The 12,099-nt window shown below is 72.0% G+C and carries 14 protein-coding genes; 2 read left to right on the top strand and 12 right to left on the bottom strand.

Translation table 11 applies throughout. The features are described from left to right. Window positions 1-10: 10 nt before the first annotated feature. From ACFPIJ_RS44825 to ACFPIJ_RS44785, 9 genes are read right to left on the bottom strand one after another with little or no spacing between them, the layout of a single operon-like run. Window positions 11-1,144: an acyl-CoA dehydrogenase family protein gene (locus ACFPIJ_RS44825; protein ID WP_380125282.1), complete on the bottom strand. Its 1,134-nt coding sequence runs from the start codon at window positions 1,142-1,144 to the stop codon at window positions 11-13. After that, window positions 1,141-1,875: an enoyl-CoA hydratase family protein gene (locus ACFPIJ_RS44820; protein WP_380125280.1), complete on the bottom strand. Its 735-nt coding sequence runs from the start codon at window positions 1,873-1,875 to the stop codon at window positions 1,141-1,143. The genes ACFPIJ_RS44825 and ACFPIJ_RS44820 overlap by 4 nt, the downstream gene beginning before the upstream one ends. Beyond that, window positions 1,872-2,237 (bottom strand): MaoC/PaaZ C-terminal domain-containing protein, encoded by a 366-nt coding sequence (locus ACFPIJ_RS44815; protein ID WP_380125278.1) that lies wholly within the window; start codon window positions 2,235-2,237, stop codon window positions 1,872-1,874. Before ACFPIJ_RS44815 ends, ACFPIJ_RS44820 begins: the two co-directional genes overlap by 4 nt. Then, window positions 2,234-2,656, bottom strand: coding sequence for an FAS1-like dehydratase domain-containing protein (locus tag ACFPIJ_RS44810; RefSeq protein WP_380125276.1), 423 nt, complete (start codon window positions 2,654-2,656; stop codon window positions 2,234-2,236). The genes ACFPIJ_RS44815 and ACFPIJ_RS44810 overlap by 4 nt, the downstream gene beginning before the upstream one ends. A 9-nt stretch (window positions 2,657-2,665) precedes the next feature. Further along, on the bottom strand, window positions 2,666-3,445 hold the full coding sequence (locus ACFPIJ_RS44805; protein WP_380125274.1) for an SDR family oxidoreductase: 780 nt from the start codon (window positions 3,443-3,445) through the stop codon (window positions 2,666-2,668). After that, window positions 3,442-4,083, bottom strand: a complete 642-nt coding sequence (locus ACFPIJ_RS44800; RefSeq protein ID WP_380125272.1) for a gamma carbonic anhydrase family protein — start codon at window positions 4,081-4,083, stop codon at window positions 3,442-3,444. The genes ACFPIJ_RS44805 and ACFPIJ_RS44800 overlap by 4 nt, the downstream gene beginning before the upstream one ends. Beyond that, window positions 4,083-5,132, bottom strand: coding sequence for an NAD(P)H-dependent flavin oxidoreductase (locus ACFPIJ_RS44795; RefSeq protein ID WP_380125270.1), 1,050 nt, complete (start codon window positions 5,130-5,132; stop codon window positions 4,083-4,085). The genes ACFPIJ_RS44800 and ACFPIJ_RS44795 overlap by 1 nt, the downstream gene beginning before the upstream one ends. After that, a complete protein-coding gene (locus ACFPIJ_RS44790) occupies window positions 5,129-5,884 on the bottom strand; it encodes a CoA-transferase subunit beta (protein ID WP_380125269.1) in 756 nt (251 codons plus the stop codon). The genes ACFPIJ_RS44795 and ACFPIJ_RS44790 overlap by 4 nt, the downstream gene beginning before the upstream one ends. Further along, complete coding sequence (locus ACFPIJ_RS44785) at window positions 5,881-6,696, bottom strand: CoA transferase subunit A (protein WP_380125267.1); 816 nt, start codon at window positions 6,694-6,696, stop codon at window positions 5,881-5,883. The genes ACFPIJ_RS44790 and ACFPIJ_RS44785 overlap by 4 nt, the downstream gene beginning before the upstream one ends. Window positions 6,697-6,867: 171 nt before the next feature. Between ACFPIJ_RS44785 and ACFPIJ_RS44780 the strand changes: the two genes are divergently transcribed. Beyond that, window positions 6,868-7,464, top strand: a complete 597-nt coding sequence (locus tag ACFPIJ_RS44780; protein ID WP_380125265.1) for a TetR/AcrR family transcriptional regulator — start codon at window positions 6,868-6,870, stop codon at window positions 7,462-7,464. A gap of 3 nt (window positions 7,465-7,467) precedes the next feature. Here the strand turns inward: ACFPIJ_RS44780 and ACFPIJ_RS44775 are convergent, their stop codons facing one another. Next, entirely contained in the window at window positions 7,468-8,505 is a 1,038-nt protein-coding gene (locus ACFPIJ_RS44775; RefSeq protein ID WP_380125263.1) for a hypothetical protein, read from the bottom strand. A gap of 49 nt (window positions 8,506-8,554) precedes the next feature. Further along, window positions 8,555-10,774 carry a hypothetical protein gene (locus ACFPIJ_RS44770; RefSeq protein ID WP_380125261.1) on the bottom strand — a complete coding sequence of 740 codons (2,220 nt, stop codon included), beginning with the start codon at window positions 10,772-10,774 and terminating at the stop codon, window positions 8,555-8,557. Window positions 10,775-11,175: 401 nt separating this feature from the next. Here ACFPIJ_RS44770 and ACFPIJ_RS44765 point away from each other — a divergent pair, with 401 nt between their 5' ends. Next, window positions 11,176-11,352, top strand: a complete 177-nt coding sequence (locus tag ACFPIJ_RS44765) for a hypothetical protein (RefSeq protein WP_380125259.1) — start codon at window positions 11,176-11,178, stop codon at window positions 11,350-11,352. Here the strand turns inward: ACFPIJ_RS44765 and ACFPIJ_RS44760 are convergent. Further along, a complete protein-coding gene (locus ACFPIJ_RS44760) occupies window positions 11,342-12,007 on the bottom strand; it encodes an RraA family protein (protein ID WP_380125258.1) in 666 nt (221 codons plus the stop codon). The two genes, ACFPIJ_RS44765 and ACFPIJ_RS44760, sit on opposite strands and share 11 nt — an antisense overlap. Between the last annotated feature and the right edge of the window lie 92 nt (window positions 12,008-12,099).

The following is a 12,099-nucleotide window of genomic DNA, read 5'->3' as shown; positions in this document are numbered from 1 at the left end:
GGTGACTCCTTCACGCTCGGGGCAGGCCGAGGACGCGCTCGGCGACGATGTTGCGCTGGATCTCGTTGGTGCCGGCGTAGATCGGCCCGGCGAGGGAGAACTGGAACCCACGGGTCCACGGCGAGTCGAGGACGGCCTCGCCGCCGAGCAGCTCCAGGGCGATCTCGTGCAGCTCGATGTCCAGCCGCGACCAGAACAGCTTGTTGAGGCTGGACCGCGCGCCGGGGGCCCGGCCTTCGACGAGGTCGGTGACCTGGTTGAGGGTGAACAGCTGATACGCGCGGGCGTTGAGCCAGGCCCGGGTGACCCGCTCCCGCACCGCGGGCCGCAGCCGGTCGCCCTGCGCGGCGGCGAGCGCGACGAGCCGCTGCGCGGTGTGCAGGAACCGGCCCGGGGAGCGCAGCGTGAGGCCCCGTTCGGAGCCGGTGGTCGACATCGCCACCTTCCAGCCGTTCCCGGGGTCGCCCAGGACCGCGTCGGCGGGCACGTGGACGTTGTCGAAGAACACCTCGGCGAAGCCTTCGTCGCCGTCGAGGCGGCCGAAGCCGCGGACCGTGACCCCGTCGGCGTCCAGCGGCACGAGGAAGTAGGTGAGGCCGCGGTGGCGGGCGGCGGCCGGGTCGGTGCGGAACAGCCCGAACAGGTGGGTGCTGAACGCACCGCGGGTGGTCCAGGTCTTCTGTCCGTTGAGCCGCCAGCCCCCGTCAACGGCCTCCGCGCGGCTGGTGATGGCGGCGAGGTCGCTGCCGGCGCCGGGCTCGGACCAGCCCTGGCACCACAGATCCTGGGCGGCGGCCATCCGCGGCAGCAGCGTGTCCTGCTGCTCGGCCGTGCCGAACTCGAACAGCGTCGGGGCGAGCAGGAAGATGCCGTTCTGGGTGACCCGTTGCGGCGCCCCGGCGGCGTAGTACTCCTCCTCGAAGATGAGCCACTGCCACAGGGAGGCGTCGCGGCCGCCGTACCGGCGCGGCCAGGACACGACCGCCCAGCCGGCGTCGAACAGGGCACGTTCCCAGTGCAGGTGCGCGGCGAAGCCGTCGCGGGTGTCGCCGGAGGGCAGCGGCCCGGGCACGTTGGCCCGCAGCCAGTCCCTGGCCTCGGCCCGGAACTCGGCCTCCTCGGGAGTGTCGGTGAGGGAGATCATTGGCCGAACTCGTCCCGGACTTTGTCGGCGACGCCAGTGAGGTTGAGCTCGAAGGTGAAGCCCTGCTCGTAGCGGTAGCTGCGTTTCGGGTCCCACGGGTCGATGCCGTTGAGCGACTCCTTCGCCGCGCGGATGACCTGCGGGTCCTTGCCGGCGATGTCGTGGGCGACGGCGAAGGCCGCCGCCCGCAGGTCGGCGCGGGGCACGACGGTGAGGACCGAGCCGAACGCGTGCAGTTCGGCGGCGGTGGCGGTGGCCGAGGTGTACATCATCGCCCGCATCTTGTGCTGCGGCACCAGCCGGGACAGGTGGGTGGCCGCGCCCAGGGCGCCCCGGTCGACCTCGGGCAGCCCGAACGTGGCGTCGTCGGAGGCGACGATGACATCGGCGTTGCCGACCAGGCCGATGCCGCCGCCGAGGCAGAAGCCGTGCACGGCGGCGATGACGGGGACGGGGCAGTCGTAGACGGCACTGAACGCTGCCGCGCAGCCCCGGTTGACCCCGACGAGAGCGGCGTGACTCGTCGCGGCCTGCAGTTCCTTGATGTCGACGCCGGCGTTGAAGCCGCGCCCTTCGGCACGCAGCACCACGGCGCGGACCGCGGGGTCGGTGCCGGCCGCGTCGAGGGCGGCGGCGAGGGCGAACCAGCCGGCCACCGGCAGCGCGTTCACCGGCGGGTTGGCCATGACGATCTCGGCCACGCCCAGGTCGTCCACTGTCGACTCGATCATGGTGTCTCCAAAGCGAAGGTGGCCCAGCCGTACACGGCGACCGTGCCGTCCTGGGTGGTGCACGTCATCTCGACGTCGAGGCTTTCGGCGTCCTGCCGCACGACGGTGCCGTCGCAGGTGACGGTGTCGCCGGGGAAGACCTGGGCGGCGAAGCGGACCCGGAACGAGCGGATCGCCTCGGCGCCGAACCGGTCGGTGGCCCAGGTCGCCAGGAACCCCGCCTGCAGCATGCCCAGCGACAGCGGAGCGGGCATGCCGGCGGCCAGGGCGAACGGCTCGTCGTGGTGGATCGGGTTGAAGTCTCCGGACGCGCCCTGGTAGCGCACCAGGTCCGTCCTGGTCAGCGGACCGAAGGTGGTCATGCTGTCTCGACCCCCGTCAGGCGGGCGGTGGCGACGTGCCGGCCGGCCTCGTCGTGGAACTCGGTGACCATCACGGCGAACGTGAGGATGCCGCTGCGGCCCTCCTTGCGGGTGACGGACTCGATCCGGGACTGCCCGGTGAGCCGGTCGCCGGCGCGCGGTGGCGGGCCGTGGAACACGAACTCCTGCTCGGCGTGCAGGCCCTTGCGCTGGTCCATCGCGACCGCCTGCCAGGGATCCGAGTCGCCGGTCTGCCAGAAGAAGGCGGTGGTGAGGAACGTCGGCGGGATCACCGGATCGTCCTGGAAATATGCGGGGTTCGCCGAGCCGGTCGCCCGGGCGAACTCGCGGATCTTGCCGCGTTCGACGTCGAGGGTGAACGGCTCGCCGATCGCCCCGACGGCACTGTCGTCGACCATGCCGGGCTCCTAGGGGTGCTGACTGCTGACCGAGACGACCTCGCCGGTCATGTACGAGCTGTATTCGCTGGCCAGGAACACGATCACGTTGGCGACCTCCCACGGCTCGGCCGGCCGCCCGAACGCCTCCCGGGTGGACAGCTCGGCCAGGAGTTCGTCGGTGGTGACCTTCGCCAGGTGTGGATGCATCGCGAGGCTGGGCGCGACGGCGTTGACCCGCACCCCGGCGTGCGCCGCCTCGAGGGCGGAGCAGCGGGTGAGCGCCATGACGCCGGCCTTCGCCGCCGCGTAGTGCGCCTGGCCCTCCTGGGCCCGCCAGCCGATGACTGAGGCGTTGTTGACGATGACGCCGGTGCCGCGCGGGATCATGTGCCGCAGCGCCGCCCTGGTGCAGCGGAAGGTGCCGGTGAGCGTGACGTCCAGGACGCTGCCCCACTGCTCGTCGGTCATGTCCACGACCGCCGCCGTGCCGCCGAGCCCGGCGTTGTTGACGAGGACGTCCAGGCCGCCGCCGAGGTGCGCCACCGCGGTGGCGAACAGGTGCTCGACCTGCGCCTGGTCGGTGACGTCGCACGGCACCCCGAGGACGCCGAGCCGGTCGGCGGCCTCGGCGAGGCGGCGTTCGTGCCGGTCGGAGATGACGACGGTCGCGCCTTCCTCGACGCACCGTTCGGCGGTGGCGAACCCGATGCCGGTGCCCGCGGCGGCGGTCACCAGCACGGTGCGGCCGGCGAGCAGCCCGTGCCCCTGGGTCCTCTTCGGAGCGGTCGGCGAGTTCGGCATGGTCATGACTCTACCAAGCGCTTGCTTGGTGCACCAGAGGCGCGCCGGGCCTGGTCGATCGGCACGGCGGTCGCAGCCGACGTCGACAGCCGCGGCCGGTCCGGCTCCTCGGCCGGCAGTGGCTGCACCGGGCGCAGCGAGTCGCGGCTGCGCACCGCGAGGGCCTGGTACACCCCGGTCCCGTGCGCCTTCCAGGCCAGCTCGACGTCCGTCAGGTCCCGCACGACCCGGGCCGGCACGCCGGCCGCGAGGGTCCTCGGCGGCACCTCGAACTCGGCCCTGACGAGGGAGTGCGCGCCGACGAACGCGTAGTCGCCGACGACCGCGCCGTCCAGGACGACCGCGTTGATGCCGATGAGGGCGCCCGCGCCGACCCGGCAGCCGTGCAGGACCGCGCCGTGCCCGACGTGCCCGTCCGGGCCGAGCGTCAGGGTCGTGCCGGGAAACGTGTGCAGCACGCACGAGTCCTGCACGTTGGACCCCTGCGAGAGGACGATCCGGCCGAAGTCGCCGCGCAGGCTCGCCAGGGGCCCGACATAGCAGCCGGGGCCGACGTGGACGTCGCCGATGAGCACCGCGGTCGGGTGCACGTACGCGGACGGGTGCACGACCGGGATGACGTCCTCGATCGCGTAGGCGGGCATCAGGCGAGCCGTTTCAGGGTGTCCGCGGCCTCGGCCATGATGCGGTCGATCAGCTCGGCGCAGCTGGGCACGTCGTCGATGAGGCCGGCGACCTGCCCGGTGGCCATCACGCCGGCGTCGGCGCGGCCGTCGACCATGGCCGCGCGGATCAGCATCGGCGTGTTCGCAGCCAGGACCAGCTGGCTCAGCCGCAGCTCGTGGCTGCCGCGCATGGCCCGGCCCTCGCGCAGCATCGACAGCCACGACCGGCCGGTCATCCTCCGCAGCGCCCGCGCGCTGCGCACGGCCCGCGGCAGCCGCCGCAGCGCGCCGGTCTCGCCGAGCCCGTCGACGAACGGGGTGCGCAGGACCCGCTGCGGGACGCCGTCCAGCGCGGTGGTGACCACGGTGTCGGTGAGGGTGGCGTCCAGGTACCGCTGCCGCACGGATTCGGACACCGGGCTGTCGCTGGTGAGCAGGAACCGGGTGCCCATCGCGATCCCGGCGGCGCCGTAGGCGAGGGCGGCGACCAGGCCGCGCCCGTCGAAGAAGCCGCCCGCCGCGATGACGGGGATGTCGACGGCGTCGACGACCTGCGGCAGCAGCAGCGTGGTGGGGACCTGGCCGGTGTGCCCGCCGCCCTCGCCGCCCTGCACGACGACCGCGTCCACGCCCCAGGCCGCGACCTTCTCCGCGTGGCGGCGCGCGCCGACGGACGGCACGACCACCACCCCGGCGGCCTTGAGCCGCTCGATCAGCTCGGGCTTCGGCGCGAGGGCGAACGATGCCACCCGCACCCCTTCCCGGATGAGGAGATCCGCGCGCTTGGCGGCGTCCGGTGCGTCGGCGCGCAGGTTGACCCCGAACGGCGCGTCGGTCAGCTTCCGCACGTCGCTGATCGCGGTGACGAGTTCCTCGTAGGACAGGGTCGCGCTGGCCAGGATGCCGAGGCCGCCGGCGTTGGCGGTAGCGGCGGTGAGCCGGGCGTCGGACACCCAGCCCATGCCGGTCTGCACGATCGGGTGGCGGATGCCGAACAGGTCGCAGATCGGCGTCCGCAGCGAGCTCACGTCTCGACCTCGCGGGAGCGCACCGACCGGGGGTCGATGACCTCGCGGATCAGCGCGAGTTCCTCTTCGTCGGGCAGTCGGGTGTACGGCACGTCGTCCGGGATGGCGAGGTCGAAGCCGGTGGCGGTGCGGATCTCGTCGACGGTGACCCCGGGATGCATGGAGACCAGGCGCATCCGGTGGTCCTCGGTGCCGAAGTCGAATACGCCGAGGTTGCTGACCACCCGGCGGATCTCGTGGTACCGGCCGGCGGCGGGATTCGCGGCGGCCCGGTCGTAGCCGACGCCGCTGACCATGTCCACCGCGGCGACGAACGAGCGGTGCCCGTGCCGTGGCACCCAGTAGCTGGTGGGGTGGTTGACGGTGTTGCCGGGCGCGCCCCGCACGCCGAGCAGCGCCCGGGTCGGCCGGGCGAACTCGCCGATCGCGGAGATGTTGGCGTTGCCGTAGCGGTCGATCTGGCTGGGGCCCATCATGACGTGCCGGCGGCCGGTGTACAGCAGGTCGAACACGGCCCGGAACGGGATCCAGCCCTCGATGACCGGTGGCGTGCCGCCGATCGCCCAGGTGCCCTGGGTCAGGTATGCCTCACCGTCGGACAGCAGCAGGTCCGGGGCGAACGTGGCACGGGCCAGGCGGGCCGCGATGCTCGGCACCACGCCGATCGGGCTGGCGAGGATCTCCCCGTCGCCGCGCCACACCTCGGCGCAGGCCACGACACAGACCTCTGCCCGGGTCACATCAGAGCTCATGCCGGCACTCCCAGGTAGCGGTCGTAGAACGCGGCCCACGTCTGCGGGTCGGCGGCGGCGGTGACGTATTCGCGCTGGAACGCCTCGTCCCGACCGTAGTCGGGGTCGCAGGAGGTGAAGTGCGCGCCGCCGGGCGCCTCGACCACGCCGTGCACCATCCACCGCTGCAGCAGCAGCGACTGCACCGGCGCGGTCCTGGTCAGCTCCGCGGTGTCGAGGATCTGTTCGCACGACACGTAGGCCTTGTCGGCGGCGGTGCAGAACAGGTCGTCGAAGTACGGGTCGGGCCCGAGGTACTGGGCGTTGCCGTGCACGTCGGCCCGGTTGAGGTGGACCAGGGCCGCGTCCAGGCGCAGCGCCGGGATCGCGACGAGCTCCTCGTCGCCGTAGGGCGAGGCGACGGTCCGCAGGCCCGGGTTGACCTTCAGCACGTCCGAGCCCAGGCCGGCCCGGCTGGGCATGAACGGCAGCCGGCAGGCGGCGGCGTACAGCGCCCAGCGCAGCATACCCTCGTCGTATTCGGTCACCTCCACCGCACCGGACTGGCGGGCGGCCCGGAAGTGCGGTTCGAGCGGGATCGTGTCCAGGGAGACGAACCCGTACACCAGGTGGCGGACCTTCTTGGCGGCCAGCAGCAGCCCGACGTCGGGCCCGCCGTAGCTGACGATGGTCAGGTCGGTGAGGTCGGAGCGCAGGATCGCGCGCACCAGGGACATCGGCTTGCGTCTGGAGCCCCAGCCGCCGATCCCGATCGTCATACCCGAGCGCAGCTGTGCCACGACCTCGTCTTCGGTCATCTGCTTGTTCGCCATCGCCGCCTTCTTCACCGCGCAGGCCAGACCTTGCCCGGTGAACGTACCAAGCGCTTGCTTGATTACGCTACACTCGCTTCTGAGCCGTATTTCACGGCCGCGGTCCACGTACACTCCTGGTGCGAACGGGATAGACGAGGCTGCATTACGACACCGGTGAGGAAGAGCGGGATGGCGCGAGAGCCTGGGGATCGACGCGAACGGATTCTCGCCAGCGCTGCGGCGTTGTTCGCCCGCAAGGGCGTGTCGGCGACGACCGTGCGTGAGATCGCCGACGAGGCCGGAATCCTGTCCGGCAGCCTGTATCACCACTTCGAGTCCAAGGAAGCCATGGTCGACGAGATCGTGACCTCCTACCTGGAAGACCTGCGGACCCGCTACAAGCGGGTGCTGGACGGCGAGAGCCACCCGCGGACCCGCCTGCACGACCTGATCGTCGCCTCGCTCGAGGTCGTCGAGGCGCACCCGCACGCCACCGAGATCTACCAGAACGACGTCAACTACCTGACCCAGATCGAACGGTTCGGATACCTGCGCACCGCCGGCAAGGAGGTCCAGCAGACCTGGCTGTCGGTCATCGAGGCAGGCATCGCCGAGGGCGTCATCCGCGACGACCTGGACCCGAAGATCCTCTACCGGCTGATGCGTGACGCCGTGTGGCTGTCGGTGCGCTGGTTCAAGCCGACCGCGGCGTATCCGATCACCCGCCTCGCGGAGGACTGCACGTCCCTGTTCCTCGACGGCCTGTCCAAGCCCGTGCGGACGTGAGCCTCAGGCTTCCCGGAAGCTCATGATCGTGTCGAAGCAGTCGCGGAGGTCCTCCGGGGTGACCCGTTCGCCGTTGTCGGGCAGGTCGGGCCGGAACGTGCGGTAGACCGGCGACATCAGGATGAGCACCCGCCCGATCAGCTCGATCGGCAGCGACATCCCCGCGTGCCGGAAGCCGCTCAACACCGGCTGATACTCGTTGACCCAGCTCCGCGAGGGGCCGTGACCCACCTCCCAGTGGCTCGCCGGCACCGCCCGGAGCAGGCACTCGGCGAGGTAGTACACCAGCGCGTCGATGATCGCGAGGGACTCGTCGTCCCAGTGCGCGGGGGCCTGCAACGCGGTGCGCCCGAACCACATCGGCAGGTCCGCGTCGCGCGGGACGCTGTAGCGGTTCCGGGCGTCGGCCACGACGAAGTCGGCGGGCGCGTCGGCCGGGCGCGGCCGGAAGCGGGTCACCGCCCATTGCCACAGCGGCACGAGGCTGTCGCGGCTGAAGTCGAGCGGGCCACCGGCCTGGTCACGCAGCCACGCCAGGCGCGGTCCGGCCGCCGACAGGTATTCGCGCAGGTACCGCTCGGCCGCCTCGTCCGCGGCCCTGTGGTCGGGTTTGCGCCGCTTCCTCGCGGGCCCGCCCGGGGCCAGCAGGTCCAGGACCCGGTCCAGGGGCGCGTCGGTGACGTCACCGCCGTCGAGGAACACCCTGGCGCCGGCGGTCCGCGCCAGATCCCGCAGCACCTCCAGGACCGGCGCGCAGTCGGCGCGGAAGTCGGCCCCCGGACCGGCGCTGTCGCTGTCCCACACCGAGACGGCGACGCGCTGCACGCCGGCCGGGCCGCCGTAGAGGAACCACTGCGATCCGAGCCGCGCGCCGTCGTGGAACAGCTCGGCGCAGTCGTCCGGCGCGATCGGCGCGGTCAGGTCCGGAGCATCGCCGAACAGCGGGGCGAGCGCGCCGGCCACCGCGCCGGCCGGCAGGTCGAGGCCCGCCTCCGGCTCGCCCCGCTCGTTCAGCTTGATCACCGCAAGGGATGTGCCCATGTGTCCAGCGGGCCGGGGTCGCGCACAACCCCGGCCCGACCTCCGTTCGTTACACGTCCGGCGTGTGGATCGTAAAGGGGATCTTGTTGTCGATCAGGCACTTCAGCAGGTCCTCCGACGGGCCCAGGCTGTTGTAGGCGCCGTGCGGCATGAAGTGCCAATGTACTGCGCGGATGTTCTTGCCGTGCACGGCACGACCGGCCGGGGTCAGCATCCAGGCGTCCTTCTGGCACTGGGTGACCTCGGAGCCGTAGTTCGACACACCCGCCTTCACCTCGTGGAGGGTGAACTCGCCCGGCGGGTCCTCGACCGCCACGTCGGCCTTCCGCGACCGCGAGCGCGGCGTCGGGTACCCGGTCGTGTCGACCTCGAACTGCCGGTGCCGCGTGCCGCTGAGCAGGTTGTCGTGCAGGTAGTCCTCGGCCCGCGCGCCGCTGTACTGGAACGGCACCCGCGCGCCCGGGACGTGGTTCGGGTCGTACATCGCCCGCGCGATCCGGCGGATGTCGGTGCGGTCGCCCCGCGCCAGCCGGACCAGCCCGGCCTTGCTGAACCGGCTGGCGTTGAGGCTGGGCCCCACCGACTCGCCGACCAGCGCGTCCCAGTCGGCACCCAGGATGAGCTGGAGCGCCGTCTCCTTGACGAAGTCCGGGATCTTGTCGTACCGCGCGACGAACCTGAGCACCGCGTCGATGCGGTGCGTGAACTTCAGGACGAACCGGGCCGCCTTGCCGGGGATCGCGATCGCGTCGCCGACGTAGGGCACCACGCCGAGGATGCTCAGCCCCGCGCTGACCCAGTCGCCGTGGATGAGCCCGGCGATCGTGTCCCGCAGGTCGGCCAGGCCACCGAGGATCCAGCCCACCACCGGGATCGCGCTGAGCCCGCCGGAGCACAGGTTGCCGGCCAGCCACGCCATCGAGTCACGCGGCGCGAAGTCGCCGGCGAACATCCCGAGCAGGAAGTCGGTGACGTACGTCCACTTGCTGATCTGCTCGTCCGGGCGGCCGGGGTCGAGGCCCTGGTCCTCGACGTGGACCGACTCGTAGTCGTCGCGGAGGCCGTCGCCGTCGCTGTCCTGGTTGAGCGGGTTGATCGACCATTCGTTGACCTCGGCACCGTCGGAGAGCCCGTCGCCGTCGGTGTCGACGTTGTTCGGGTCGGTCTCCTCCTCCGCCTCGGCGATGTCGATGAGGCCGTCGCCGTCGGTGTCGTCCAGGTTCGGCGCCGGCACGATCGGTGGCGCGCCGCCGCCCAGCGGCGGCTGCTCGCGCGGGTCGGGGACGAGCGGGTTGGTGCCCCGGCTGACCTCGGCGCCGTCGCTGACGCCGTCGTGGTCGGTGTCGGCCTCCGTCGGCGCGGTGCCCAGCTCCTGCTCCCGCAGGTTGCTCAGCCCGTCGCCGTCGACGTCCTCGGCGCCGTCGCCGATCCCGTCGCCGTCGCTGTCGACGGAGTTCGTCTTGGTCCAGCCGCTCAGCTGGTAGATCTCGAACTTGTCGGTGAGGCCGTCCCCGTCGGAGTCGACCAGCAGCGGGCTCGCGCCGAACCGCAGTTCCACCACGTCGACCACGCCGTCGGCGTCGTGGTCGCCGTCGTAGGTGATGCCCAGCCGGGCCAGCACGTTGTACGCCGAGCCCCAGGCCTGGGCGTTGTGCACCGTGGCCGGCTCCGGGTTGGCCTTGCGCAGCATGTCGTCGGCCTTGGCCAGCGACGACCGCGCCGCGTCGAGGTCCCCGAACGCCGCGGCGAGCCCCGGCGGCGCCGGAGCGGGTGGTGGGCTGGCCCGGAACGGCCCGATCGTCGCCTCCGCGTCCTGCACGGACGCGTCGGCGAGGAGCCGGATGCCGGTGAGCGACAGCACGAGGCCGTCGACGTAGGCGACGAGCGCGTCGCCGGTCGGCTTGCCGCCGCCGCTGACCCGGCCCTTCAGGTAGGACTCGAGGTGCTTGAGGTTGCCGAACGCCGCGTCGGCGCTCGCGGTGTCCTTGAACCGCGCCCCGTCGAAGTAGCGCGTGTCGAGGTCGGCCAGCACCGGCGCGAGCCGGTTCCGGCCGAGGTCGTCGATGAGGTACGGCTGCAGCCGCTTGCCGGCCTCGGCGATCGAGGCGCGGGCGTCCCGCGTGTACGTGGCGCTCGGAATCTTCGCGACCTCGGCCTGCCAGTCGACCGGTTCGGCGGCCCGGGCCGGCGCCGCGAGCAGTTGAGCGGTGACGATCGCCGCGACCCCGAGGATGCAATGTCGTCGAATCGAATGCGCAAGTCTGCGCACGACGCCCTCCCGTGAGTGTCGACCCTGGAGCCCCGTGCTTCCAGAGACGCGGCGAAGGTATCGACGCCCATGCCTCAATGCAATCGACCGCTGTCGACTGGTGTGGGCCGGTTTGCCGCTATCGACCCGACGTCCGGAATCAGGTGGACGGACGGCGGATGGCGCCACCCCGCGAGGCCCCGCCGGGTGGGCCGGGCGGGGCCTCGCCGAGCCGTGGATCCCCTGGTCGGCGCGTTGCGCCGGCAATCGGGGCGTTTCCGGTCCCGGATCCGTTACCACGAACCGGGACTTTTCGCAGCAGATGCGAAGTCGGACCGGCGTGACATCGTTGCCGCTTCAGCGTCGATCGGCTTCTATGGTGAGTCGATCAAGGTAGGGAATCACACGGGCTGCTCAGCCTGGTGGTGCTGGTGATCGCCGCGGCCTACATCTTCCAGCACGCCGGCAAGACGGTCGAGGAGGACGCTCCGACGGACCCGTGGCTGTCGACCAGCTTCATCGCCGGCTTCATCAGCCTCATCGCGGCGCCGACCCTGCTGCTCCAGTCACAGGCGGCCAGGCACCCGGTCAGACGGTGAACCGCAGCTTCGACGGTTCACCGCGGGTCAGCCGCTCGACGTGCTCGGCCAGGTTGAGCAGCTCGCCGAGGGCGGCCCCCTGGTCCAGCCGCTCCAGCACGCGCACCTCGGCGGCCATCACGTCCCTGGCCGCGGTGAGCTGCGCGACGGCCGTGGCGGGGTCGAGCACCACGATGCCGTCGTGGTCGGCGATCACGATGTCACCCGGGTGGACCGGCACGCCGCCGCAGCTGACGGCCTGCGAAGCGGCGGCCGGGCGGGTCGTGGTGCCGGCCTTCGGGGTGACGTGCCGGCTGTACACCGGCAGCTGACAGGTCGCGACGAACCGCAGGTCCCGGTAGCCGCCGTCGATGACGATCCCGGTCAGTCCCTTGCCCAGCGCCACCCGGGCGAAGATCTCACCGGCCAGGGCGGTCTCGCGCCCACCGCCGTCGACCACCAGCACGTCGCCGGATTCGGCCCGCTCCAGCGCCTGGATCACGCCGAGGAAGTCGTCCCGGCAGCGCACGGTGACCGCCGGCCCGCACAGCACCGGGTTCGCCGACCGGCACCGCAGCGCCGGCGACATGACGCGGATGTCGTTGACCGCATCGCACAGCGCGGTGGTGTCCACCTCGGCGGCCAGCCGGCGGATCGCGTCCAGTTGCTCGCTCACCCCGCGACGGTACCCGTTCCGCCGTGGGCCGGTTGCCGCCGGACCGCCACCCGGGGTTCACCCGGGATTCGCGGGCCGCGCTCGGCGGGTTC

The sequence above is a fragment of the Dactylosporangium cerinum genome (assembly GCF_042653625.1).
GTDB classification, from domain to species: Bacteria; Actinomycetota; Actinomycetes; order Mycobacteriales; family Micromonosporaceae; genus Dactylosporangium; species Dactylosporangium cerinum.
The sequence above is the reverse complement of the archived record's forward strand: the minus strand, read 5'-3'. Positions and strand labels throughout refer to the sequence as shown.